This is a genomic window from Kitasatospora sp. NPDC059722 (assembly GCF_042733235.1).
Classification (GTDB): domain Bacteria; phylum Actinomycetota; class Actinomycetes; order Streptomycetales; family Streptomycetaceae; genus Kitasatospora.
On the sequence record NZ_JBHWGD010000007.1, the window covers coordinates 169,803 to 194,418 of the forward strand.

General features: G+C 75.2%; 22 protein-coding genes and 1 pseudogene. 7 read left to right on the plus strand and 16 right to left on the minus strand.

What is annotated here, in order from left to right; genetic code table 11:
* The first annotated feature begins 17 nt into the window (after positions 1 to 17).
* Positions 18 to 440, plus strand: a complete 423-nt coding sequence (locus ACFV4F_RS06840; RefSeq protein ID WP_380437136.1) for a hypothetical protein — start codon at positions 18 to 20, stop codon at positions 438 to 440.
* Positions 441 to 450: 10 nt separating this feature from the next.
* On the opposite strand, the gene ACFV4F_RS06845 is transcribed toward ACFV4F_RS06840, so the two are convergent.
* From ACFV4F_RS06845 to ACFV4F_RS06885, 9 genes and pseudogenes are all read right to left on the minus strand, one after another.
* Positions 451 to 1,284: an ABC transporter permease gene (locus ACFV4F_RS06845; RefSeq protein WP_380492221.1), complete on the minus strand. Its 834-nt coding sequence runs from the start codon at positions 1,282 to 1,284 to the stop codon at positions 451 to 453.
* Positions 1,281 to 2,267, minus strand: coding sequence for an ABC transporter ATP-binding protein (locus tag ACFV4F_RS06850; protein ID WP_380500686.1), 987 nt, complete (start codon positions 2,265 to 2,267; stop codon positions 1,281 to 1,283). The genes ACFV4F_RS06845 and ACFV4F_RS06850 overlap by 4 nt, the downstream gene beginning before the upstream one ends.
* Positions 2,268 to 2,523: 256 nt before the next feature.
* Positions 2,524 to 3,951: an RtcB family protein gene (locus tag ACFV4F_RS06855; protein WP_380500687.1), complete on the minus strand. Its 1,428-nt coding sequence runs from the start codon at positions 3,949 to 3,951 to the stop codon at positions 2,524 to 2,526.
* A gap of 12 nt (positions 3,952 to 3,963) precedes the next feature.
* The gene (locus ACFV4F_RS06860) at positions 3,964 to 4,401 is read right to left on the minus strand and encodes an archease (RefSeq protein WP_380500688.1); all 438 of its coding nucleotides are present in this window, start codon (positions 4,399 to 4,401) and stop codon (positions 3,964 to 3,966) included.
* A gap of 191 nt (positions 4,402 to 4,592) precedes the next feature.
* The gene (locus ACFV4F_RS06865; protein ID WP_380500689.1) at positions 4,593 to 5,609 is read right to left on the minus strand and encodes a styrene monooxygenase/indole monooxygenase family protein; all 1,017 of its coding nucleotides are present in this window, start codon (positions 5,607 to 5,609) and stop codon (positions 4,593 to 4,595) included.
* 128 nt (positions 5,610 to 5,737) lie between these two features.
* A pseudogene (locus ACFV4F_RS06870) lies at positions 5,738 to 5,836 on the minus strand (NAD-binding protein); the annotation flags it as partial.
* 68 nt (positions 5,837 to 5,904) lie between these two features.
* Positions 5,905 to 6,675, minus strand: a complete 771-nt coding sequence (locus ACFV4F_RS06875) for a thioesterase II family protein (protein ID WP_380437149.1) — start codon at positions 6,673 to 6,675, stop codon at positions 5,905 to 5,907.
* 74 nt (positions 6,676 to 6,749) lie between these two features.
* Complete coding sequence (locus tag ACFV4F_RS06880) at positions 6,750 to 7,985, minus strand: serpin family protein (protein WP_380500690.1); 1,236 nt, start codon at positions 7,983 to 7,985, stop codon at positions 6,750 to 6,752.
* A 102-nt stretch (positions 7,986 to 8,087) separates the two neighbouring features.
* Positions 8,088 to 8,624, minus strand: a complete 537-nt coding sequence (locus ACFV4F_RS06885; RefSeq protein ID WP_380500691.1) for a GNAT family N-acetyltransferase — start codon at positions 8,622 to 8,624, stop codon at positions 8,088 to 8,090.
* A 338-nt stretch (positions 8,625 to 8,962) separates the two neighbouring features.
* Here ACFV4F_RS06885 and ACFV4F_RS06890 point away from each other — a divergent pair, with 338 nt between their 5' ends.
* Both ACFV4F_RS06890 and ACFV4F_RS06895 read left to right on the plus strand, forming a co-directional pair.
* Complete coding sequence (locus tag ACFV4F_RS06890; RefSeq protein ID WP_380500692.1) at positions 8,963 to 9,175, plus strand: hypothetical protein; 213 nt, start codon at positions 8,963 to 8,965, stop codon at positions 9,173 to 9,175.
* Positions 9,176 to 9,378: 203 nt separating this feature from the next.
* Positions 9,379 to 9,792: a hypothetical protein gene (locus tag ACFV4F_RS06895; RefSeq protein WP_380500693.1), complete on the plus strand. Its 414-nt coding sequence runs from the start codon at positions 9,379 to 9,381 to the stop codon at positions 9,790 to 9,792.
* Positions 9,793 to 10,007: 215 nt separating this feature from the next.
* Here the strand turns inward: ACFV4F_RS06895 and ACFV4F_RS06900 are convergent, their stop codons facing one another.
* Complete coding sequence (locus tag ACFV4F_RS06900) at positions 10,008 to 10,622, minus strand: AAA family ATPase (RefSeq protein WP_380447901.1); 615 nt, start codon at positions 10,620 to 10,622, stop codon at positions 10,008 to 10,010.
* Positions 10,623 to 10,760: 138 nt separating this feature from the next.
* On the opposite strand from ACFV4F_RS06900, the gene ACFV4F_RS06905 reads away from it, so the two are divergent.
* Positions 10,761 to 12,296: an AMP-binding protein gene (locus tag ACFV4F_RS06905; RefSeq protein WP_380500694.1), complete on the plus strand. Its 1,536-nt coding sequence runs from the start codon at positions 10,761 to 10,763 to the stop codon at positions 12,294 to 12,296.
* 151 nt (positions 12,297 to 12,447) lie between these two features.
* On the plus strand, positions 12,448 to 12,627 hold the full coding sequence (locus tag ACFV4F_RS06910; protein WP_380447904.1) for a hypothetical protein: 180 nt from the start codon (positions 12,448 to 12,450) through the stop codon (positions 12,625 to 12,627).
* A 20-nt stretch (positions 12,628 to 12,647) separates the two neighbouring features.
* On the opposite strand, the gene ACFV4F_RS06915 is transcribed toward ACFV4F_RS06910, so the two are convergent.
* Genes ACFV4F_RS06915 through ACFV4F_RS06925 form a run of 3 tightly spaced genes read right to left on the minus strand, consistent with a single transcriptional unit; the run spans position 12,648 to position 19,730 of the window.
* Positions 12,648 to 13,634 (minus strand): ABC transporter ATP-binding protein, encoded by a 987-nt coding sequence (locus ACFV4F_RS06915; RefSeq protein WP_380447905.1) that lies wholly within the window; start codon positions 13,632 to 13,634, stop codon positions 12,648 to 12,650.
* A 55-nt stretch (positions 13,635 to 13,689) separates the two neighbouring features.
* Positions 13,690 to 16,482 (minus strand): hypothetical protein, encoded by a 2,793-nt coding sequence (locus tag ACFV4F_RS06920; RefSeq protein ID WP_380500695.1) that lies wholly within the window; start codon positions 16,480 to 16,482, stop codon positions 13,690 to 13,692.
* A complete protein-coding gene (locus ACFV4F_RS06925; RefSeq protein ID WP_380500696.1) occupies positions 16,479 to 19,730 on the minus strand; it encodes an FtsX-like permease family protein in 3,252 nt (1,083 codons plus the stop codon). Before ACFV4F_RS06925 ends, ACFV4F_RS06920 begins: the two co-directional genes overlap by 4 nt.
* A 242-nt stretch (positions 19,731 to 19,972) precedes the next feature.
* Here ACFV4F_RS06925 and ACFV4F_RS06930 point away from each other — a divergent pair, with 242 nt between their 5' ends.
* Positions 19,973 to 20,674, plus strand: a complete 702-nt coding sequence (locus ACFV4F_RS06930) for an ABC transporter ATP-binding protein (protein ID WP_380447910.1) — start codon at positions 19,973 to 19,975, stop codon at positions 20,672 to 20,674.
* Here the strand turns inward: ACFV4F_RS06930 and ACFV4F_RS06935 are convergent.
* Together ACFV4F_RS06935 and ACFV4F_RS06940 are read right to left on the minus strand one after the other, a co-directional pair.
* Positions 20,671 to 20,946, minus strand: a complete 276-nt coding sequence (locus ACFV4F_RS06935) for a hypothetical protein (RefSeq protein WP_380447912.1) — start codon at positions 20,944 to 20,946, stop codon at positions 20,671 to 20,673. The two genes, ACFV4F_RS06930 and ACFV4F_RS06935, sit on opposite strands and share 4 nt — an antisense overlap.
* A 58-nt stretch (positions 20,947 to 21,004) precedes the next feature.
* Entirely contained in the window at positions 21,005 to 22,615 is a 1,611-nt protein-coding gene (locus ACFV4F_RS06940) for an alpha/beta hydrolase (protein ID WP_380500697.1), read from the minus strand.
* Between the two features lie 289 nt (positions 22,616 to 22,904).
* Between ACFV4F_RS06940 and ACFV4F_RS06945 the strand changes: the two genes are divergently transcribed.
* On the plus strand, positions 22,905 to 23,849 hold the full coding sequence (locus ACFV4F_RS06945; protein WP_380500698.1) for a molybdopterin-dependent oxidoreductase: 945 nt from the start codon (positions 22,905 to 22,907) through the stop codon (positions 23,847 to 23,849).
* Positions 23,850 to 23,856: 7 nt separating this feature from the next.
* Here the strand turns inward: ACFV4F_RS06945 and ACFV4F_RS06950 are convergent, their stop codons facing one another.
* Positions 23,857 to 24,438, minus strand: a complete 582-nt coding sequence (locus tag ACFV4F_RS06950) for a TetR/AcrR family transcriptional regulator (protein ID WP_380500699.1) — start codon at positions 24,436 to 24,438, stop codon at positions 23,857 to 23,859.
* Between the last annotated feature and the right edge of the window lie 178 nt (positions 24,439 to 24,616).

The following is a 24,616-nucleotide window of genomic DNA, read 5'->3' on the forward strand; positions in this document are numbered from 1 at the left end:
GCCGTCGGAGGTTCGCCATGACCCGCCTGTCCTTCCCACGCTTCTCCCCGTCGCACGCCCCCACCCGCGGCACCGGCCTGCTGCGCGGCCTGCGCCGCACGTCCCCGCACCTGCCGCCGCTCGGGGCGCTGCCCGCCGACGCCCCCATCGTCCGCGGTCGGCTGCGCCTGACGCTCCAGGACGGCACCCCGCGCCTGTACCTGCTCGACCACCGCGACTTCGCCGCCACCACGTCCCCCGACGTGGCGTACGACGCCCGCGTACAGACCGCCTACCTGTTCGCGCTCCAGGGCCACGGCCCCGACTGCCTCGCGCGGCACCTCGGTCTCCCGCTCACCGCCGCCGAGGCCATCGCCGCGCATGCCGCCCGCTCCAGTGCGCCCGGCGCCGCCGGAGCACCCGGCACCGCCGGCACCGCCCGCGCCATCCCACAGGCATGAAGCCCGGGCGTCAGATCGCCAGGTCCCGCCGCTCCAGCAGCCGGAACGCGGCGAGCAGCCCGACCGCGCCGACGCCCACCAGCACGCCCAACGAGTGCCACGGCACGCCCCCGTGGGCCAGGACGTCGCCGGGCGCGTAGTAGTGGAACGGGCTCAGGTACCGCAGCGGCGCGGCGGGGGACCACGCCAGGGCGATGAAGTTGAGCGCGAAGCCGACCGCGCCGAGGGCCACCGCCGCGCCGATCACGTACGCGCGGCGGCGGCTGAACGCCGAGACCGCGAGCACCGGACCGGTCAGGCTGAACGCCAGTGCACAGCCCATCAGTCCGGCCGCGAACACCCCGCCCTCGGAAACGGCCGCGCGCAGCGTCGGCGAGAACGCGACCCCGAGCGCGATGGTCAGCGTCGCCGCCGCGTTGAGCAGGACCGACGCCGCCACGAGGGCGCCGGCCCGTTCGGCGAGCAGGCGGCGGCGCGAGAGCGGACGGGTCATCAGGAGCTCGATGGTGCCGGACTCGACGTCGGCCGCGACGGCGGCGGCGCCGAGCGAGCCGATGACGGTCAGGTGCAGCGCGATCCAGAACGGGTGGGTGAGTCCGGCGCCGAGCAGCCCCGGGTAACTGGCGATGGAGACGTCGCCGTTGGAACCGCTGAAGGCCTTGAACGCGCCGGGCGGGGTGCGGCGGGCGCCGAACAGGTCGCCGTGCGGGACGGTGCTGGTGATCACGGTGATCAGGGTCTCGAAGACGACCATGCCGAACAGCAGCCCGAGCAACATCCGGCGCCGCCGGTGCAGGGCGAGCCAGACCAGCGGGAGGCGGCGGTTGACGGTGCGCGCGATCACGGCCGCTCCTCGGGCTCTTCCGCCGGCGGCTCGTCCGCTTGCGACTCTTCCTCTGCCGGCTCTTCCTCTTCCGGCTCTTCCGAGTTGCGGTAGAGGTCGAGGAACGCCTCGTCCAGTCCCGCCTCCTCGACGGTGAGGTCCGCCACCGGCAACGCCCCGAGCAACTCCCGGACCGTCTCGACGAGTTCGTCCGGTGGTACCACCAGCTCCACGCGCTGCCCCTCCCACCGCGGGGACCACCGGTCGGCGGCGCCGAGCGGCCGGGCGCCCCGCCCGTCGGCGAGGACCAGCCGCACCCGCCGCGCCCGCGCCTGGCGCAGCTCGGCGACCGAGCGGACGGTCACCAGCCGCCCGCGCCGGACGATCGCCACCCGCTCGCACGTGCGCTGCACCTCGGGCAGGACGTGGCTGGAGAGCAGGACGGTCCGCCCGGCGGCGGTCTCCTCGGCGAGCAGTTCGAAGAACGTCTCCTGGACGAGCGGGTCGAGGCCCTCGGTCGGTTCGTCCAGCACCACGACGCCGGGCCGGTGCTGGAGCGCCTGGACGAGCCCCAGCTTCTGCTTCATCCCGCGCGAGTACTCCCCCACGGCCCGCCCGAGGTCGGCGCGGGTGAGGGCGAGCCGCTCGCACAGCTCGCGCCGGCGGGGCACCAGGGCGCCCTGGAGCGCGGCGAGGAGGTCGAGCGTCTGCTGCCCGGTGAGCTCGGGGTAGAGCCGCAGTTCGCCGGGCAGGTAGCCGATCGACGGCGCGAGCCGGCGGTGGTCGGCCACCGGGTCGAGGCCGAGCACCCGCACCCGGCCGCCGGAGGGCTGGAGCAGCCCGACCAGGCAGCGCAGCGTGGTCGTCTTGCCCGCGCCGTTCGGCCCGAGCAGGCCGAAGACCTCCCCGGCGGCGACCTCGACGTCCAGCCGGTCGATGCCGACGGTGGCGCCGTACCGCTTGGTGAGCTCGCGCAGTTCGATCACCGGTCTGCTGCTGGGCATGGCCCGCACCTCCGCTCGCGGCCCCGCGGCCCTCGACGGGCCCGGTCCCGGGCCCGACCCCGGGACATCAAAGCCTTCCCCGCGGAAGGTGTCGAGCAACACCGCCGGACGGGCGCGGCGCTCAACCCGTGCAGACGCCCGGCGGCACCACGCACAGCAACGGCGCTCAACCCGTGCAGACGCCCGGCAGCACCACGCGCAGGCGCGGCGCTCAACCCGTGCAGACGCCCGGCAGCACCACGCGCAGGCGCGGTGCTCAACCCTTGCAGACGCCCAGCGGCACCAGCCGGGCCACCCGGCGCGCCAGCCCGGCCTCCTCGGTGACGGCGGCCACCGCGTCCACGTCCTTGTACGCCTGCGGCGTCTCCTCCGCGAGCGCCCGGTAGGAGGCGGGCCGGACGGCGATCCCGCGCGCCTCCAGCTCGCCGTGCAGCGTCTCGCCCCGCACCGTCCGCAGCGCCTGGTGCCGGCTCCACACCCGCCCGGCCCCGTGGCAGGCGGAGTGGAACGCGTCGTTGCCGGGCAGCCCGACCATGACGTACGACGCGGTGCCCATCGTGCCGGGGACGAGCACCGGCTGGCCGGCCCGGACGAGGTCGGCGGGCAGGTCCGGGTCCCCGGCCGGGAGCGCGCGGGTGGCGCCCTTGCGGTGGACGCACAGCCGCCGGGCGACGCCGTCCACGTCGTGCGTCTCCAGCTTGGCGAGGTTGTGCGAGACGTCGTAGACGAGCTCCAGGCCGACCCCGAGGGCCGTCGCGAAGGCGCGGCGGGCCGCCTCGGAGAGCAGCTGCCGGTTCGCCCGGCCGTAGTTGGCCGCGGCGATCATGGCGCCCAGGTACGCCCGGCCGCGCGGCGAGTCGACCGGCGTGCAGGCGAGCTGGCGGTCCGGGACGTCGATCCGGTAGCGGTGCAGCTCGCGCTCCATGGCGTGGACGTGGTCGGTGCAGACCTGGTGGCCGAGGCCGCGCGACCCGCAGTGGATCATGACGCAGACCTGCCCCGGCCGCAGCCCGAAGGCCGCCGCCGTCTCCGCGTCCCACACCGCGTCCACCGCCTGCACCTCCAGGAAGTGGTTCGCCGAGCCGAGGCTGCCGACCTGCTGCAGCCCGCGCTCGACGGCCCGCGTGCTCACCTCGCCCGGCGCGGCGCCCGCCAGGACCCCGCCGTCCTCGCAGCGCTCCAGGTCGCGCGGCACGCCGTGGCCGTGCTCGACGGCGTAGCGGGCGCCGCCGACGAGCAGCTCGTCCAGTTCCCGCGGTCCGTCCAGCCGCCACAGGCCGCCGCGCCCGAGGCCGCGCGGGACGGCCCGGTCGAGCAGGTCCATCAGCCGGCGCAGCCGCTCCGCGTCGAGCTCGTCCCGGCCGGCGCCGGCCGCCAGCAGCCGGACGCCGCACGAGATGTCGAAGCCCACCCCGCCCGGCGAGACGACGCCGCCCTGCTCGACGTCGGTCGCCGCCACGCCGCCGATCGGGAAGCCGTAGCCCCAGTGCACGTCGGGCATGGCGAAGGAGGCGCGGACGATCCCGGGCAGCGTGGCGACGTTCGCGACCTGTTCGAGGGCCTTGTCCCCGGCGGCCTGCGGCAGCAGCTCGCGGCTCGCGAACACGACGCCGGGCACGCGCATCGGCGGGGTCCGGTCGATCCGCCAGCGGTGGCGGGTCTCCTCGGTGAGTGTGATCTCCACGGCCGGTGCCTCTCAGACGTCGACGGTGACCCGGCCGGTCCAGCCGCCGGGGCCGGGCCGCAGATCCAGACCGTGCAGTGAGACGGCCTTCGGCACGGCGCCGACGAGCGCGGCCGTGGCGGTGTCGGCCATCTCGAAGCGCACCTCCAGGGTCCGGCCGCCGTCCGCGTCGTGGATGGCACCGAGGGCGAGCGCCGTCGGGAGTTCGCCGTCGGCGTCCATCCGGTAGACGACCTCCTCCAGGACGCCCGCGAGCAGGTCGGCGTCGCTCGCCGCGACGACGGTGCAGGCGCGCTCGCCGGCGGGGCCGGCGGCGGTGAGGTCGGCGAAGCTGTCGACGACGCCGCGGACCAGCTCGCCGATGCAGCCCTCGGCCGTCGGCGACCACGCCTCCACCTGGAGGTCCGCCGTGTGCGGCACGGTCCGGTGGCCGCTCGCGGCACTCTCCACGACCTGCCTCCTCTGCCGTCTCCTCCCAGCGTCGACCCGTGGGGCGGGCGCCGGCAAGAGCGGGCGGCGGCGAGTGCCGCCGGGCGGGCGGGCAGCGGCGAGTGCGGCCGGGCGGGCAGCGGCGAGTGCCGCCGGGCGGGCGGGCGGCGGCGAGTGCGGCCGGGCGGGCAGCGGCGAGTGCCGCCGGGCGGTCACCGACCGTGCACGCCCACCGCCGCCAGGTACGCCGCCGTCAGCTCCGGCGTGGCCAGCCACTCCGCGTGGTCGCTCGGCTCCGGGTACGTGTTGACGAGCCTGCGGGCCACCCCCTCGTGCCGCGCGGCGACCGCGAACACGCCCTGCACGTGCTCCGGCGCGGTGAGCATGGTGGCGGTGAACTCCACGGTGTGCCGGGCGTGTTGCCGCCAGAAGTCCTCGGCGGTCGCCGCCATCCAGGCCGGCGTGAAGGCGGCGTCGCCGTGCTCGACGATCGCCCGCAGGTACGCGTCGGCCGCGCGGGCGGCGCTGTTGGCGCCCTGGCCGGTGATCGGGTCGTTGACCACGACCGCGTCGCCGATGCCGAGCACGTGCACGTCCCGCGCGCCGCCGAGTGCGGCCACCGGCCGCCGCACCGTCGGCGTGACCGCCCCGAACAGGCCCGCCCCCGCGTCCGTCGGCTCCGCGTGCCGCCAGAACTCCGCCTCCCAGGGCAGGTGCTCCGCCAACAGGGCGCGGATCCGGGCCAGTTGGACGTCCGGCGCGGGCGCGTCGGTGAACGCGTCCAGCGGCCCGCCGGGCACCGCCTCCCACAGCAGGATCGCGCACGGCCCGGAGAGCGTCAGGGCCGGCTGGAGGTAGAGGTCCGCGAGGCCGGGCAGCGCGTACATCCGGGCCCGCGGCTCGACGGCCGGGTCGGGGGCGCCGACGCCGTGCGCGTAGAGGCAGGACAGCGACCGCTGCGGCCGGTCGAACGGCGACCGGGCCGCGTCGCGTTCGAAGACCCCGGCCGGGCCGCCGCGCCCGGCCGCGACCACCGTCAGCTCGTGCCGCTCGGCGAGCGCGCGCAGCCCGTCCCGGTCGAGCGTGCGGTACTCGACCCGGCCGCCGCGCTCGGCCAGCAGCTCCAGCCAGCGCGCCAGCTTGAGCCGCTGGTCGACGGACTGCGCGGGCTCGTCCAGCGTCGCGGTGATCTCCAGCGCCCGCACGCCCGGCGGCACGGCCAGCACCATCGTGAGCGTGTCGACGGCGGGCGCGTCGGCGGCCCACAGGTCCAGCCCGGCCGCGGCCTCGATGCGCCGCGCCGGGCCGACATCGCCTGCGTGGACAGCACCCGCCCGCCGACCAGCTGCTCGGGCGTGCGCTCGGCGACCAGCGTCACCTCGTACCCGGCGGCGACCAGCCCGAGCGCGAGCTGCAGCCCGGCCTGGCCCGCTCCGACGACGGCGATCCGACGCATGCACGCCTCCCGGGCGGCTCGACCGACTGGACGTCAGATGCGTACGGTAGTCGAACGGTAGGGCGCCGTCACCAGCCCGAACCGGACCGGCCGCGCAGGTGCGCGACGAGCAGGTCCAGCACCGCCGGGGCCTGGTCGGTCAGGTAGAAGTGCCCGCCGGGGAAGACCCGCAGGTCGAACCCGCCCGTGGTGTGCCCGGCCCACGGCCGCGCCTGCGCGACCGTCGCCCGGTCGTCGGCGTCGCCGACCAGCGCGGTGATCGGCTGCGGCACGGTGTCCCCCGGCGCGCAGCGGTACGTCTCGATCGCGGTGTAGTCGGCCCGCAGCGCCGGCAGGATCAGGGCGCGCAGCTCCGGATCGGCGAGCAGCCGCTGGTCGGTGCCGCCGAGCCGCCCGATCTCGGCGAGCAGCCCGTCGTCCGACATCAGGTGCACCTCGGTGTCCCGCGGCTCCGACGGCGCCCGCCCGGCCGACACGAACAGGTGCTCCGGCCCCGCCACCCCGTCCCGCGCGAAGCGCCGGGCGACCTCGAAGCACACCGCCGACCCCAGGCTGTGCCCGAAGAACGTCAACGGCCGGTCCGCCCAGGCCCGCAGCTCCCGGTACACGCACTCCGCGAGCTCGGCCACCGAGTCGATCCCGGGCTCCGCGAACCGGTTCTGCCGCCCCGGGTACTGCACCGCGAGCACGTCGGCGTGCGGCGCCAGCGCGGTCGCGTAGTCGACGAAGAAGCTCGCAGCACCGCCCGCGTGCGGGAAGAACACGACGCGCGAGGGCGCCGAGTCACTCGGACTGAACCGCCGGAACCACGGACTCTCGACAGCAGCACTACCGAACATGCGGGGCGACCTCTCTCAGCGGACGATCTTCTGCCACCCCCAGTCTCGCAGGACCGCCCGGCCGGCCCCAGGGGTCACTCGGGCATCTCGTCGTCCGGGTCCAGGAAGGCGGCCCACGGGTCGTTGTAGGCGTCCGGGTCCGTCACCCAGCCCGCCGCGAGGACGAGGCCCGTCGTGCGGTGGACGGCGAGGAAGCCGAAGGGACGACCGAATTCCGCCTGAACGTGGCGGACGCTGTACGGCGGAAGGGCGGCCGCACCCCCCGCCGCGACGCCCAACGCGGTGACGGCCGCGGCCCGGAAGCCGCGGGGGCCGAAGGACGCGGTGGCGGTCTGGCGCGCGCTGGAGACGTACAGCGGCTCGTCGTCCTGGGAGAGGCCCGGGAGGCGGCTCTCGGTCACGGACGGGAGGCACGCCCTGGTGAGGCCGAAGAGGTCGGGGCGTTCCAGCAAATCGTGGTCGGCCTCGACGGTGAACTGCGGGACGCAGACGCCCAGGACCGGTTCGCGCTCGTAGCTGCGCCGCCAGGCGACCGTGAGTCCTGGGCCGGGCGTGCCGGTGGGCAGGCGGTCGGCGGTGACCCGGGGGTGGCGGTGCGCCAGGATGCCGAAGCCGGCGGCGAGGACGTCGGCCGCCGGGGCGTCCGCCTCTCCGAGGAGCAGGTGGACGTCGATGTCGTTCCTGCCGATCACCCGCACCTCGGTGACCGGCCCCGCCGGGGTGTCGGCGACGGCCGCCCGGTCGAGCAGGGAGGTGTACCGCGACAGGTACTCGACCTTGCGGCCCCACGCGTCGCCGTCCACCCGGCCGCCGACGTCGAAGCGGCGGATCCACTCGGTCCGCACGGTCAGGGCGCTGGCCAGCACGAACCGGGTGTCGTCGTCGACCTGCACCGGCATGGCGTCGATCAGCCCGTCCGTACGGCGGGACGCCCAGGCGTCGAGCGCCTTGCGGTCCTGCGCGCCGTCCCCGGTCAGGCGGCCGATCACGTCCGCCGGGAGGCCCGCAAGCCACTCCGGCCGGGGCCGCACCCCCTGGGCCGTCCACAGCCCCAGCGCGGCGGATATGCCCGGCAACTCGTCCAGCAGGCCGAGCAGTTGGCGCGCCCGGTCGGCGGCGGCGTCGGCCGGCAGCCCAAGCGCGTCCGCCAAGTCCCGCCGGACGGCCGGGCTGCCCGCAGGTGCCACCAGCCCGAGCAGCGGCCACACGCCGGCGGGCATGAGCAGCGTCTGCCGCCCCTCCGCCAGCGCGTGCCCGGCCCACCGCACGCCCAGCTCGTTGACCCCGCGTACGATCCCGGCCCTGCTCATCAAGTCCCCTGTCCTCGGCCGTCGCACGGGAGCGTAGGGGTGCCCGGCCGCTCGCGGCCAGCGGTTTTCGCCGCGCCCGGCAGGCGTGGTCAGCGGGCGTGGTCAGCGGGCGTCGTACTGCTCCCGCGTCAGCTCGTGGACGCGCACGCGGCGGCCCGTGGCCGGGGTGGTCGTCTCGCGTTCCACCCGCATGCCCAGCTTGTCCATCACGCGCTCCGACGCCGTGTTGCCGATCTGGGCGATGCTGACGATCCGGTCCAGGCCGCAGTCCTCGAAGCCGAAGCGGACGGCCTCCCGCGCCGCCTCGGTGGCGAAGCCCCGGCCCCAGAAGGTGCGGGCCAGGCGCCAGCCGACCTCGACGGCCGGGAGCACCTCGGGCAGGAAGCGCGGGACGGCGAGGCCGGTGAAGCCCGCCAGCTCGCCGGTCCCGCGCACCTCGACGGCGAACAGGCCGAATCCCTCCTCCTCCCACCGCTGTTCGACCAGCGTGGTGAAGCGGCGGGCGGCCGCTTCCTCCAGCGGCCGGCCGTCGGCGATCCACCGCATCACCTCGGGGTCGGCGTTGATGGCCGCCATCGGGGCCACGTCCTCCTCCCGCCAGCGGCGCAGGATCAGGCGGGGCGTCTCGATCGTCACCATGAGGTCCGTTCCTTCCGATCCGTCCGGTCCATGCGAGCGTCCTTCCGCGTGGCCGGGCGCACCGAACTCGTGGGCGTGGCCGGCACTTCGGCCGCCTCCAGGTCGGGGTGCGCGGCAGCCCCGCGCCGCGCTGCCATCACCCGCTCCGGCAAACGCCGTCGATCACCGTCGCCCATCACGAAATCCCCTCCCCCGCGAAGGGCCACGAGCCTACCCTGGACCACATGACCGCAGCCGATCCCGACTGGATCACCGTCGTCGCCTACGAGAACCTCCCGGGCAGCCCCCGCCCGATGGCGGCCGTCCGCGCTTGACTGCGCGAGCGGGGCGTCGACTGGATGCCCTGGCCGGCGAAGGACTTCCTCGTGAACCTGGTCTGCGGGCGTGACGCGGACGGACGCTGGCACGGCTGGTACGACATCCGCCTGCCCGCGGACGCGCTGCGCCCGCTCGGCCTCCACCCCGACCAGCCGACGGCGACCGCCAACGAGCCGTCCCCGCCCGGGTGGTGGCACGCCGAGGCCGAACGCCGCGCGCGCCGCGAAGGCTGAGCCGATCATGCCCGCTGGAGCATGGCGCGATAACGCGATTGGTCTTGGAAACGACCGACTCGCACGTCATAGCGTCGAGGGCGTTCGCACACGAGGTCACGGCGAAGGGAATCCACCATGGTCACCAACGGACGCAGCAGTGGGTACACGATGGTCAAGAGGTTCCTCGCCACCTCGTTGGCCACAGCCGCGGATTCGTCGCGGTGGGCAACGCGGACGCCGGCACCCCGCGAAGGGGCGGCGTCGAGGTCCTCGAACTCACGGTCCGGAACGACCAGTACCAGGCGGTGGACCTCGGCCCGGCCGGGCCGAGCCTGGGTGACATGGACGTCTACTCCGGCACCATCGTCAAGGACGGCCGCAGCGTCGGGCGCGGGGGCGGATCGTGTCAGGTCGTGCAGCTCGACGGCGGCGTGGTCACGGCTCAGTGCGTGATCACCTTGGAGGTCGAGGGCGGCTCCCTGACGCTGCAGTCGCTCTGGACGAAGAGGTCGAGCGCCCCGCTCGACATGGCCGTCACGGGCGGTACGGGCTCCTACGCCACCGCGCGCGGCACCGTCCGCTTCTGGAACATCGGCACGCCGGCCGAAAGGGCGCGGGCCGAGATCCAGCGCTGACACCGCAGGCTGGGCCGCCGTCCTCCGGCCGCACACGGGAAGTCGGCCCCGCCGACTTCCCGTGCACCACCCCGACGGAACTGAACGACCTCTCCGTCAGGATTGGGGCTCTTCGGGTGCCATCGGTCTTGAAAAAGGGCTAGCCGGATTTACCGGACGACAGTGCCGGCGGCCGGTGAAAACCCGGTGAAACCCGGCTACTTCCGCAACGGCCCCTAACCGCCGAACCGCACCGCCGTGGCTCGCGAGCGCGAGACCGTGTCGAGCCGGAGCACGGACGCCGCCTCGGGCACCGGATCGCCGTGGTCGAGCGCCGCCGACAGCCGGGCCAGCCCGACCCGGTGGCGGGCGAAGACCCGGGCGGAGGCGTGCCGGCCCCGGGCACGCTGGCCGTCGAGGGCCGCGGCGGCGCCGACGTCGAGCAGGACGACGTGCAACTCGCGCCCCCGGCGGCCGGCTTCGCGCGCGAGCCACCGCCGCATCCACGCGCGGCTGCCGCAGTCGTGCACGAGCAGCGGGCCGCCCCGCCGGACGGAACTCCGCAGGAGCAGCACGTGGCGCAACCGGGCCCACGGCCGGTAGGCGGCGTACGGCAGCCACGCGGGCATGACGGCTTCGCACGCCTCGTGGACGGCCCGCGGATCGACCACCGCGACGGCAGCCGCCGCCGACCAGCGCCGCAGCAACGTGCTCTTGCCCGCGCCGGGCAGCCCCGAGACGACCACGACCGCGCCCGCCGGGTACCGCACCGTGAACCCCGGCCCGTCCGCGCCCCGCAGGTCGACCACCCCGCGCGGCGACACCCGCGTCCCGTCCGTCGTGCTGCCCATCCGGCCCCCGTTCGTACTCGACCGGGAACCATAACAGCCCCGCGCGCCATCATCGCGCCGCCTACCGACATGATGGTGCGTCAGTTCATCGACGGCCGGTCATCGACGACCGGTCGTCGACAACCAGGAAGGCCGAACGTGACCGCGACGTACACCGGGCTGGTGCTGGCGGGGCTGGCGCGCGATCCGGGGCGGGTGGCGATCCGCTGCGGGGAGCGCGCGCTGACCGGGCAGGAGTGCCTCGACGCCGTCCACCGCCTGGCGCGTGCGCTGGAGGGCGCCGGGCTGGGGCGCGGGGACGGGGTGACGGTGCTGGCCGGGAACCGGCCGGAGACGGTGCTGGTGCGGCTGGCCGCCAACGTGCTCGGCTGCCGGGTGGCCGCGCTGTACCTGGACCGGCCGGTGGCCGAACAGGTCGCGACGGCCGCGTTCGCGGGCACCGACGCGCTGGTGTTCGACCCGGCGCGCTTCGGGACGGCCGCCGCGCACATCGCCCGGGCCCTCCCCGCCGCCGGCCTGTTCGCGCTCGGCCCGACGGACCTCGGGACGGACCTCCTGGAGCTCGCCGCGCCGCTGTCCCCCGCCGCGCTCGCGCCCCGGGGCCGGCCGGAGGACGTCATGGCGGTGCGGTTCACGAGCGGCACGACCGGACGGCCGAAGGGCGTGGTGCGCCGGTTCGCCCGCCCGCCGAGGCCCGAGCTGCCGGCCTCGTCGGTGTTCCTGCTGTGCACGCCGCTGGGCCACGGCGGCGGGACGTCGGCCGACCTCGCGCTCGCGGCGGGCGGTTCGGTGGTGCTCCAGGACGGCTTCTCGGCGGACGCGGTCCTGGCCGCCGTCGAGGAGCACGCCGTCTCCCGGGTCCACCTGCCGCCGCACCTGCTGTACCGGGTCCTGGACCACCCGATGCTGCCGCGGACGGACGTCGGCAGCCTGCGCCGCGTCACCTATACGGGCGGCCCGGCCGCCCCGCGGCGGCTCGCGGAGGCGACGCGCCGCCTGGGGCGGGTGCTGCACCAGACCTACAGCCTGACGGAGTGCGGCCCGGTGGCGCGGCTGACGCCGGACGAGCACCTCGACCCGCGGCTCCTCGGCACGGCGGGCCGCCCGTACCCGGACACCGAGGTGCGCATCCTGGACGAGGACGGCACACCGCTGCCGCCCGGCGGGACCGGAGAGATCCACGTCCGCACGCCGACGGTGATGGAGGGCTACTGGCGGGACCCGGAGCTCACCGCCGAGGTGCTGCGGGACGGCTGGCTGCGCACCGGGGACCTCGGCGGCCTGGACGCGTCCGGCTACCTGACGGTGGCCGGCCGGCGCGAGCCGATGGCGATCGTGGGCGCGCACAACGTGTACCCGCGGGACGTCGAGGGGCCGCTGCTCACGCACCCGGAGGTCCGGGAGGCGGTGATGTTCGCGACGTCCGGGCCGGACCTGCTGGAGCGCGTGCACGCGGCGGTGACGACGGCGCCGGGCGCGCGGGTGACGAAGGAGCAGCTGCACCGGTGGGTGCGGGAGCGGAGCGGTCCGCTCAGCGCGCCGACGTCGATCCTGGTCCTGCCGCAGATCCCGCTGACGGGGACGGGCAAGCCGGACCTGGCGGTGCTGCGGGCGCTGGTGGACGGCGCCCCGGGGTACGCGTCCGCCGCCCTGGGGGCGCGCGAAGGGGTGTGACGCGCCCCCTTGATGCTTCGAGCGCCCGCGCGGGCGACCTCTCGCGCGGTGCTCGGCGGGAACAACCGCAGGTGGACACTCGTCCGTGCGGACCGATGTGCCGATAAAGCTCCGGCGGCGTTCCCTCGCACCGTCCCCAGGAGGCACCTCCGTGACCTGGCTCCGCGTCCTGACCGCGCTCGGCATCCTCGCCGTGGCCGGCAGTGCCCTGCTCGTCTTCGCCCTCTGCACCGCGGCCGCCCGGGGCGAACGCGCCGGGGAGCCGCCCGACCTCCGCGAGGAGGCCGAGCGGAGCGGACTCTTCCAGCACATGGGCGGCGGCGAGACCTAGCTGTTCCGTCCCGCGAGGACTCAGTGCCCCGCGATGTCGTCCGGCCGGACCTCGATGTGGTCGGCCGCGAGGTCGACCGCCACCCGGTGCTCCATGCCCAGCGCCTCCAGGAACTTGACGGGCAGCTGGACCCGCCCGGTGCGGTCCAGCATCACGTACTCGCGCTCGTTGACCGACTCCTCGCCGTGCTCGTCCGTGACGGTGCGGCGCAGCACCTCGCTGCTGGTCCGGCCGTCGCGGATGGCGACGGTGCGGCGGACCTCGCCGGCCACCATCGGGTCGTGGGTGACGATCACGACGGTGGCGCCGAGTTCGCGATTGACGGTGCGGAAGGCCTCGAAGATGACGGCGCCGGTCTCGGAGTCCAGCTCGCCGGTGGGCTCGTCGGCCAGCAGGACGGGCGGGTTGTTGGCCATCGCGACGGCGATGGCGACGCGCTGCTGCTGGCCGCCGGACAGCTCGTCGGGGCGGCGGTGGGCGAGGTCGCCGATCTCCAGTGCCTCCATCAACTCGGCTACCCGGGCGGCCTGTTGCCGGGAGTTCCCGCCCCCGCGACGGCCGCGCAGCTGCATCGGCAGGGCGATGTTCTCGGCAGCGGTGAGGAAGGGCAGCAGGTTGCGGGCGGTCTGTTGCCAGATGAAGCCGACCACTTCGCGCCGGTAGCGCAGGCGTTCGCGCGCGGACATCTCCAGCAGGTCGCACCCGGCGACGGTGGCCGTCCCGGCGGTCGGCACGTCGAGGCCGGCCAGGATGGTGAGCAGGGTGGACTTGCCGCTGCCGGAGGCGCCGACGAGGGCCACCAGATCGCCCTGGGCGATGGTGAGTTCGAGGCCCTGGAGGGCCTGGACCTCGATCCCCTCGGCGCTGAAGATGCGGACCAGCCGGTCGCACACGATGGCCGCGCCCGCGCCGTACGCCTTGGGCGAGGCCGCGGCGAGGGCCCGCTGCTGGAGCTCCTGGAGGGTGGGGACCGCGACGGCCGTCCGCTCTTGGGGGGTGCTCTTCACCGCTGGTCTCCTGTCGTCTTCGTCGTCTCGACGGTCACGTCACGCGCACGCCCGTTCAACGCTGGTCCCCCGCCCGCAGTTCGGCGGCGAGCTGGCGCCGCCCGGAGACGAAGGTCTCCGCCACCACGCCCGCGCAGACCACGAGCGTCAGCCCGGCCGTGGGCAGCAGCACGGGCAGCAGGGCGGGCGTCAGCTTCTCCCCGACGGGCGCGCCGACCAGGGCCGACAGGTCGAAGGCGGGCCCGAGCAGGCCGACCGCCGCCAGCGCGACGAGCGCGCCCCCGAGGGCCGCCACCAGGGTCTGGGGCAGGGCCTCGGCGAGGATCAGCGCGAGCCCCTGGCGCGGCCGCAGGCCCAGGGTGCGCAGCCGGGCGAGCATCGCGCCGCGCTCGGGGGCGGCCCGGAGGAGCGTGAGCAGGACGGCGAGCAAGGCGAAGCCGGCGGCCGCGGCGACGGCGGCCCAGAAGAGGCGCTGCGCCGAGCGCTGGAGCGGGTCGGCGGCCAGCCGGGCGGCCACCTCGGCGCTGGTGTGCACGGTGTAGCCCCCGGGCAGGGCGTGCGAGTCGCGTCCGGCGGCCTCGGCCGTGTCCCGGACCACCTTGACGAGGCCGGTGGCGGCGGTGATCCCCTTGTCGCGGACCAGCGCGGTGAACTGCCCGTCGTCAATGGCACCGACGCCGAACCAGGCGTTGACCCGGCCGAGTTCGGGCAGCCGGGCGGTGGCCGGACCGACCGGCACGACGACGAAGGGCTTGAAGGCGCCCGGCAGGGCGGGGGTGGCGTCGACGCCGCCCGCGCCGGTCAGGAGCAGTTCGTTGCCGCTGGGCAACCGCAGCCGGACGGGGCCGCCGCCGACCTTGGGCACGAGGGCGCTGCTGAACAGGGCGGGCACCGGGGTGTCCGGGCCGCCGGGGCCGGCTGCGAGCGCGGCCGGGTCGAAGGCGCCGGACCGGAGGGTGCGCGCGATCTCGGCGTACGCCGCGGGCTCGGCGACCACGAGGGTGACCTGGGCGGAGCCGTCCCTGGTGCCCATGAGGAAGGTCTCGGTGTCCGTCCAGACGCCGGTGCCGGCCCGGACGCCGGGCAGGGCCGCGGCCGCCCGGGTGAACTCCTCCGGCAGGGTGGGCCCGACCGGCAGGGTGAGCGAGGCGTCGCCGCCGACGGTGAGCCGGGCGGCGCGCAGCCGCACGCCGTCGACGTCGCCGAGGACGGTGGCGCCGAACCCGGCCGTGGTGACGGCGATCAGCAGGGCGAGCAGCGGCAGCACCGAGGGGCGGCGGCGCCCGGTGGTGTCGCGGGCGGCCCGGGTGAGGCCGAGGAAGCCGACCAGGCCGCGCCCTCGCCCGGCGGCTGCGGCCAGCCAGCCGACCACGACGGGCTGGACCCGGGCGAGCAACACGCCGCCGGAGACCGCGAGCAGCAGCGGGGCAGCGATCAGCAGCGGGTCGACGCCGGTGCCGACGGGGGCGACGCCGCGTCGGCGGACCTCCGCGACGGCGGCGCCGGTCAGCACCAGGACGACGAGTTCGCCGATGACGCGGCGCCAGCCGCCGGGGGCCTTCGGTTTGGCCCACAGCAGCGCGGCCCGGGCCGGGAAGGCCAGCAGCGCGAGCAGCGTGGCCACGCCCGCGGCGAGGACGGACCCGCCCCAGCGCGGGGTGGGCAGCAACACCAGCGCGAGCGTCGTGGCGAGCACGGCGGCGGGCAGGACGGTGACCGCGCCCTCGCCGAGCAGGCGCAGCAGCACGCCGCCGCGGGAGCCGCCGCGGGCCTGGAGCAGGCGCAGTTCGGCGGTGCGCCGTTCGGTGACGAGGGCGGCGGCCAGGCAGAGCACCACGGTGGCGACGCCCGCCACGCCGGCCGGGCCGATCGCGGCGATGGGCGCGGCGGCCTCGTACCGGGCGGTGGCGCGGTCGAGGACGTCGGGCAGGGAGGAGTTGACGCGCAGGTCCGGGCGGCCGGTCTCGGCGGCGAGGTCGGTGGCGCCGCGCCCGGTGATGTACCCGCTGACGGCGGTGCGCAGGTCGCCCAGCCGGTCGGCGCGCACGACCGGGGTGTCCAGGGGGAGCGACCAGAAGTTCCGGGCGTCCTTGAGGTTGCCGCCCCACGCGAGGAGGGCGTCGAGGGTGGAACCGTCGACGACGCCGCCGGTCGTCCAGGCGCCGCCGGGCGCGCAGGCCCGGGTCTGGCAGGCCAGGTCGTCCCAGTACGGGTCGTTCTCGTCGGCCCGGTAGAGGCCGACGACCTTGGTCCGGACCGGCCCGCCGAACTCCTCGCCGTTGTCGAGGACGTCGCCGAGCTTGATCCCGATGGTCTCGGCGCCCGCCCTGCTGATCGCGATCGGCAGCGGCTGGCCGGGGGCGGCGGGCCCGGGCCAGGCGCCGTCGGTGAGGGTCGCGTGGCCGGCGACGCCGTGGAGGTACATCAGGTCGAGCCCGGGGTTGGACTCCGTGAGGTGGACCAGGCCCGGGTTCCTCAGCTCGCGGCCGCGGACCGTGGTGCCGTAGACCGGCCCGGAGGGCGCCAGCGGCACGTCGCGGCCGATCCGCTCGGCCAGCTTTCGCGCCACGGGGTCGAGACGGGCCGCGGTCTCCTCCCGCGTCAGCCCGGAAGTGGCCTGCAACCTGGTGTTCGAGGTGCCGCGCTCGCGCAGGAACTCGCGCAGCGCGCCGTCCGCGCCGCGGTCGACGGCGCGGGGGAAGGCCGCCGCCAGCAGGACGGTGGCGAAGGCGAGCGCGGCCATGAGCAGCGCGGCCAGCGGCGCCGAGCGCAGCCGGGTCCGCACCCAGGGCGCGGGGCGCCGGCCGACGCGGGGGCGGGGCACGGTGGTGCCGGCCTGGGTGGTCACATCTCCTCCACGTGGCGCAGCCGGGCGGCCACGTCTCGACGGCGGCGTCCGGTCAGGAAGGCCGACAGCAGGGGCACGAGGGCGATGGCGGCGGCGAGCAGGAGGGTCTGGCCGGCCGGCAGCTCGATCAGCGCCTCGGGCATCGGGCGGCGGGCGGCGGGGGTGAGCACCACCAGCGGCACGATCAGGTGGACGAGCAGGGTGCCGAGGCCGAGCCCGACGGCGGCGCCGAGGGCGACCAGGAGGGTCTGTTCGGCGGCCGCGGTGCGCGTCACGTGCTTGCGCGGGGTGCCGAGGGCGAGCAGCAGGGCGGAGTCGCGGGAGCGTTCGCGGGCGGCGGCGGCCACGGCGGCGCCGAAGCCGATCGCGGCGAGGATCGCGGTGGCGACGGCGATGGCCATGAGGGCGCTCTGCGGGGCGGCGCCGACCGGATCGCCGAGCGAGGCGGCGGCGGTCTCGTCGGAGAGCTGGACGGTCTGGACGCCGGGGGCGGCGCGCAGCGCGGCGGCGGCCTCGGCGGGGGTGCGGTCGCCGGGGCCGGTGGCGGGCAGCCACCACTCGGCGCGGCCGGGCAGTTCGCGGCCCTGGGCGGCGAGCAGGCGGGAGGTGGTGGCGAGGTCGACGACGAGGGCGCTGTCGCCGACGACCGGCAGTGCGTCGACGGCTGCGGTGACCTTGACCTGGAGGACGGTCCCGGCGGTCTGGACCCGCAGGGTGTCGCCGACGGCGGCCCCGGCGGCGGTCAGGTAGCCGCGGGTGGCGACGCCGCTGAGCCCGGTGGGGGCGGTGGCCCCGGCCGGAGTGAGGACGGCGCGCAGGGTGTCGCCGCGGCCGTCGGCGAAGCGGTAGCGGAGGGTGAACAGCGCTGCGGGGTCGGCCGGTTGGGCGGCGAGCTCGGCGGCCGGGCCGGGCTTCTCCACCTCCTTGCCGACGTTCGGCGCGGTCGCGCTCCAGCCGAACCCGGCGGGGACGGCGACGGGCGCGGCCGGGCCGCCGGCGGTGTCGGAGACGGCGATCCGGTGGACGGTCAGCTCGCCGTCGGCGCGGTCGCCGAAGGACACGATCGCGCCGACGAGCGTCAGCGGCGCGGCGGGTGAGCCCAGCGGGGCGTCCACGAGCGTGCTCAGGTCGGCCGTCGCGTGGACGTCGCCGCTGAACGGGAGCACGGAGAGGGCGGCCTTGTAGGTGATCCCGAAGCGGTCGCGCAGGAGCAACCAGGCCTCGGGACGCACCGGCTCGGCCCGCGGCCCGTCGGGGCGGCCGGCCACGTCCTGCTGCGTGACCGACACGTCGGCGTCGATCCGCAGCGGCTTGCCGGGCAACGGGATCCCGGCCTGCGCGCCGGTCGGCGCGGGCTGCCCGAGGGCACCGAACAGCTCCTGCCGGGAGTGCCCGGCGAGCAGGTCGGCGCGGACCGGGACGCGCTCGGCGAGGGCGGCGCCGTCCACCGCGACGAACTGGCCGGTGCCCTGCGGCAGCGGCTGCTCGGAGCGGAGCACCGGGACGAGCCGGTCGCCGCCGGGCAGGGCGCCGTAGCGGCCGGCCTGGCCCATCGGGGAGTTCTGCGAGTCGGCGATGCGCAGGCCGCCGGCCGTGCCGAAGGCGGCCCGGTCGCGCTGGGAGGCGGACCAGGTGGCGTGCTGGCCGAGCGCCAGGACACCGGTGGACACCGCCATCACGAGCAGCAGGACCGGCCCGGTGGCCCGGCCGGGCCGGCGGGCGAGCTGCCAGCCGACCAGGGCCGGGCCGAGGCCCCGGCCGCGCGCGGCGATCCGGGCGCCGAGGCGCGCGACGAGCGGCAGCAGGCGCAGCACCACGAGGGTGCCCGCGCACAGCGCCAGGGTCGGGGTGGCGACGAGCAGCAGGTCGACGCCGAGGCGGCCGCTGGAGTCGGTGGACAACCCGCCGCCGTACTGGGCAAGTTGCTGGTAGGCGAGGGCGGCCAGGGCCAGTACGGCGAGGTCGCCGCCGTTGCGGGCGACGCCGGCGACGAGCGCCTGGCGGCGGCCGGTGCGGGCGCGCAGGGCGGCGCCGGCACCGCGCAGCAGGCCGGGCACGGCGGCGAGCAGGACGCAGGCGAGGGCGCAGGCGGCGGCGATCGGCCACAGCGCCCGGCTGATCCCGGTGTCGAGGGTCACCCGGCCGGCGAGGGCGCGGACGAGGAACGGGGTGAGCAGCGGCGCGAGCGCGGCGGCGGGCAGGGCGAGCAGCAGCGATTCCACGGCGGTGAAGGCGCCGATCCGGCCGCCGGACGCACCGCGGGCGGCGAGCAGTTCGTTCTCGCGTTCCTGGCGGGAGGCGATCAGGTGGACGACGAGCAGCAGGGCCGCGGCGGCGAGGACGCTCAGTTGGAGGGCGCCGATCAGCAGGGTGGACCGGGCGACGAGCAGGCCGGAGGCCAACTCGTGCATCACGTCGGGGAGTTCGGTGGTCGCTTGGAGTCCTGCGCGGTCCCGCAGGCGGTCCGCGAGGCCCTGGGCGCGGTCGCCGACGGCCTTCGCGCCGGCCTCGTCGGCGCCCGCGAAGTCGGCGTCGAGCAGCCAGCCGCGGCCGTCCTGCGGGAGTCCGCCCGTGGTGAAGGCGCTGTGGTCGACGAGCATCGGTCCGTAGGTGGTGAAGCCGCCGGCGGCGACCTCCCGGCCGCCGAGCGGGTCGAGGCGCCAGTACGGGTCGGTCCGGTCGAGGGCGCGGTAGACGCCGGTGATGCGGACGGTGAGCGGGGTGCCCGAGGAGCGGTCGTCCAGCCTGACGTCGGCGGGCAGGGCTTCGGGGGCGAGGCCGAGGCGGGTCAGCGTGGTCTGCGGGACGGCCGCCTGCGGGACCGGCCCGGTGGCGGCGCCCGGCCAGGCCCCGGCGAGCAGGCGCACCCGGCCGCGGTCGAGGTCGGCGAGGACGGTGAGGTCGGCCTTGGCCGTGCCGCCGGAGTCGCCGGTCCCCGGCAGGCCGTAGGAGCGGCTGCGGAGCACGCCCTGGGTCTGCACGGGCAGGGAGCCGAAGAGCGCGGAGCGGTAGGCGTCGAGCGCGGGGTCGTCCTTCGCCTGCCGGTCGAGGCCGTGTTCGACCGTCACCAGGACGGTGGTCCGGGCGTGCCCGGGGCCCTGGAGCGTCCGGCGCAGTCCGGCATCGCCGACGCTCCGGTTGAACGCGACCAGCGCCGTCAGCACGGCCGTCGTGATCAGCACGGTGAGCAGGACGGCGGCGGCCAGCGGCAGCCGTCCGCGCAGCCGGCGCACGACGAAGCCGAGCATCGAGTTCCTCCCCCGTACGTCCACGGCGCATGATCGCCGGATAGCGGACGATGCTGTCAGATTCGTTCAACGAACGGAAGGGACTTGCGCGAATCAGGTGAGTAGTGAGCAAATTCCTTGCACCACGACTCCACACATCGTCAGTACGCCATGCACAGTTCAGGAATTCGGTCCGCGCGGGGACCTCAACGCACAAACCGCGACCGCGGGTTCGACAATCGGATAACGAAGGGAGACGTCACATGACGCAGCAACCGGACGTCATCGCCACCGCACCGATGGTGGCCGTGACCGACCTCCGGCGGAGCTTCGGCAGCGGCGAGCGGACGGTCCACGCGCTGCGCGGCGTCTCGTTCGAGATCCGCCGGGGCGAACTCACCGCCCTCAAGGGCCGCTCGGGCTCGGGCAAGACCACCCTGCTCAACCTCGTCGGCGGCCTGGACGCGCCGACCGGCGGCACCATCGCCCTCGACGGCACCGACCTCGGCGGCCTCGACGAGGACGGCCGGCTGGCACTGCGCCGGGAGCGGATCGGCTTCGTCTTCCAGTCCTTCGGCCTGATCCCCATGCTCACCGCCGCCGAGAACGTCGGCGTGCCGATGCGGCTGCGCAAGACGGCCCCCGCCGAGCGCGAGGAGCGCGCCCGCGCCCTGCTCGCCCTCGTCGGCCTCGCCGAGCACGCCAACCAGCGGCCCGGCGAGCTCTCCGGCGGACAGCAGCAGCGCGTCGCGATCGCCCGGGCCCTCGCCAACGAACCCGGCCTGATCATCGCCGACGAGCCCACCGGCCAGCTCGACTCGGAGACCGGCCGCGCGATCATGCAGCTGCTGCGCGCCGTGGTCCACAGCGAGGGCGTCACGGTCCTGGTCGCCACCCACGACCAGACGCTGATGGAACTCGCCGACCGGGTGATCGAGCTGAGCGACGGCAGGATCCTCGACTAACCGGCCTGGAGCGCCGCCTCGCACTCGCGGCACCGCCGGGTCCGCTGGGACGGCGGGTACCACGGCTCGCCGGGCCCGGACGGCCGGTAGGGCTCGCGCTCCAGGCCGGCCGTGTCGAGCCCGCAGAAGGTGACGGGACCCGGGTCCTCCGGCACGTCCGGGTCGGCCGCCGCCGCGTGCACGAACCGCACCCGGGCACTCAGGTCGACCTCGCCCGCGTCCAGGACCTCCGTGGACGGTTCGAGTTCCAGCATCACCACAACACCAGTCATACGTCGACCCTGCGCCAGACCTCCGCCGGCCGCCGCACGCTCGAATCGGCTCAGGCCGTCACACCGCCGGGAACGGGTCCAGGTCCGGCTTCAGCAGCTGACCGGCCGCCGGCACCTTCTGGTCCACCAGGTAGCGGGTGACCAGCTCGTTCAGGGCCTTGCTGCGGCCGACCGCGCAGTGCTCGATCGAGTCGACGCTGACCAGCACGGCGTTGCCCAGCTCCTGCTGCATCCGCTGCGCGAACTTGTACTGGGTGGCCGGGTCGTAGAGGTTCCCGATCACCATCACGGTGTTCGCGCTCTTGCGGTCCCACGGGCCGGCGAAGCGCTCGGCGTCGACCGCCGGGGCCGGCCAGCTCGCGCACGCCGGCGCGTCGAAGGCCTGGAAGCGGCCGAAGGTGGGCGACTCCTTCTCCCACTTGCGGGCCGCGTTGGCGAAGGCCCGGTCGTTCGACGGGTACGGCTTGTCCTGGCAGTTGACGGCCAGGTACGAGTCGTCGCCGGTGTACTCCGAGTCCGCCGGCGCCTCGCGCAGCGCGTGCGGCACGGCCACCGCGAGCCCCTTGGCGTCGTCGTCGGCGGCGGCCTTCGGGGCCAGCAGCGTGGCCGCGGCGGGCTTCTGGACCGCCTGGTACAGCGCCTGGAGCTGCTTGGCCAGGCCGGCCAGCCGGGACTGCGAGTACAGCGCGTTGGCGACCTGGTCGGTGAAGGTGCTCAGGGTGACCTTGCTGCCGTCGGCCAGCGTGACCGGGCCGTCGTGCAGGCGGTCGCGCAGCCCGTCGAACTTCGCCCGGGTGTCGCCCTCGCCGAACGCGCAGCGCGGGGCGCCCGCGGTCTGGCAGCGCTTCAGGAACTCGTCCAGGGCGATCTCGAAGCCGCCGGCGCGCTGGCGGTCGTACTCCAGGCCGTCGCTCAGGCGCAGGTCCGGGTCGACGTTGCCGTCGACGATGACCGCGCGGACCTTGTTCGGGTACATGGCGGCATAGGTGGAGCCGATCAGGGTGCCGTACGAGAAGCCGGCGAAGGTGAGCTGGGAGTCGCCGACGGCGCGGCGCATCCGGTCGAGGTCACGGACCACGTTGATGGTCGACATGTGCTCGATCAGCGGGCCGGCGTTCTTGCTGCAGGCGTCCGTGTAGTCCTGGTCGGCGTCCAGGGTCTGGTTGACCTCGGCCTTGGTGAGCGGCACGCCGATCAGCCGGGCCTGGAGGGCGTCCGCCTCCTCCTGCGTCTTGAAGCACTTGAGCGCCTGGCTCCGGGCCACACCGCGCGGGTCGAAGCCGACCAGGTCGAAGCGCGACTGGACCTCCGCCCCGAAACGGGTGGTGGTGGCCCACAGGTAGCCGCTGCCGCCCGGGCCGCCGGGGTTCATGAACAGCGAGCCGATCCGCTTCGCCGGGTCGCTCGCCCGGCGGCGCATCATCGCGATGCCGACCTTCTCGCCGTCCGGGTTGTCGTAGTCCATCGGCACCGGGTAGACGGCACAGTCGTAGATGCCCGGGTCCGGCTTGCTCGGATCGGGGTTGCACGGCTTCCAGGCGACGGGATCGACCTTCGCCTCTGCCGTCGGCGCCAGGTCGATCGGGGCGGCGGACGCGGCCACGGCGCTGCCGGTGACCAGGGCGAGAGCACAGGTGACCGCTCCGGCCAGCGTGGATATGCGGGACAAGGAACCTCCTCCGGGATGCAAGGGCGGCCCCAGCCTGTCAGCCCGTGATCTCCGTGTGAAGACCTTGTGGCACCGCAAATCAGCTGTGAATTATTCTGTGAATAGCCGGACTTGACGGTCGATTTACCCGTCGGCCGGCCGCGGGAGGTCGTCCTCGTGGTGGACGGCGAGACCGCCGGCCACGACTGCGCGTGCCGCCGGCCGGCGTCGCCGCCGAAATGACCTGACGCAAGCTCACCGTTCGGTTAACGTGCGCCACCGAACCACCTGACCAAGGATGTCGTGACACGTGACCCAGCACACCCGCCCCGCCGACCCGACGACCCCCGACAGCTTCATCACCCCGGTCGACCGCGTCTTCGTCCGCACGCACTTCGGCAAGCACCCCGAACTGGAGGCCTCCGCCTGGAGCTTGACGATCGAGGGCCTGGTCGACCGCCCCCTCGAACTGGACCTCCCCACCCTCCTGGCACTCCCCCAGACGCACCTCACCGCCGTCCACGAGTGCCTGGGCAACCCGCTCCACCCCGACGTGCCGACCCGCGCCGTCGCGAACCTGGACTGGACCGGAGTCCCGCTGTCCACCGTGCTGGACCTGGCGGGCCCGCGCCCCGAAGCCCGGCACGTCTGGCTGGAGGGCGCCGACACCGGCAACTTCGCCGACGAGCACGACATCTCCTACCTCAAGGACCTCCCCCTGGAGCAGGCACGCGCCGAGGTCCTCCTCGCCCACCGGATGAACGGCGAACCGCTGCTGCCCCAACACGGCTTCCCGGTCCGCGCGGTGGCACCCCGGATGTTCACCACCAACTCCGTCAAGTGGCTGACCCGCATCGTGCTCGCCGCGGAGCGCCCGGACCACCTGTTCACCACGCGCCTCTACACCCGCACCCACCCCGGCGAGACCGAACCCCGCCCGGCCCGCGAGATCGACGTCAACAGCAAACTGCTGACCCCCCGCCACGTACCCGCCGGAACAACCGAGCTGGCAGGCCGCACCTGGAGCTACACCGACGTGACGACCGTCGACGTAGCAATAGACGACGGCCCATGGCAGCGAGCCACCCTGGAACCACGCGGCACCCACCCCACCTGGCAGCGCTTCGCCCTCACCCACCACCTCACCCCCGGGCCGCACCGCATCCGCAGCCGGGCGACCGACAGCGCGGGCCGAGTACAGCCACCCGCAGGGGCACGCAACGAGGTCCACGAAATAGAAATCACGGCCTCCTGAGACTCCCCTAGTCTCTCCGCAGCGCGGCAAAGACCAGGCCACGAATCTCGTCCTGCCCGACCTCACCACCCCCCACGAGCCGGTCGAAGACCAGCCCGTCGATGCAAGCCAGGAGGGTCGTCGTGCGCTCAAGAGGCGCGACGACCCCCTGCGCAACGAGGAAGGCCCGCACGCGGGCACGCCCCGCGTTCTCCCGGGGAACGAGGATCTCGCGCAGTTCGGGATCACGGACGCTCTCCACGGCACACGCATAACGCGCCAACGAGCGGCGCCGCCCTTCGCCCGTGAGCCGCCGCCGGATCAACTCCCCGATCCCGGCGACCAGTTCATCCACCGAACCGATCGGCGGAGCCTGCTCCCCCAGGAACTGCAGCTCCCCCTGGTCCAGTTCCACCAGACGACGAACAAGAGCGGTGAGCAACGCCTGCCGCGTGCGGAGGTAAGCCGAGGTCGTCCCCACGGGCAACCCCGCCGCCGCATCCACCGCCCGGTGCGTCAGCCCCCGAACCCCGGCGTCGGCCAGCACACCGATCGCCGCGTCCGCGAGCACCGTACGCCGATCACGAGTCTCACCCTGCTTCTGCCCCATCCCTCATTTCTACCTGCAAAAAAGGACCCACCCACCGCCCCACACCAACGCACCCACCCCACCCCCTCCCCCGACCCCACCCAAGGCGAGAGGGTCGGGCTGCGGGAGGGGGTGGCGGAGGGGGTGGCCGCGGAGAGGGGCGTGACGGGTGATTTTCAGACTGCCAACGGCGAGAACA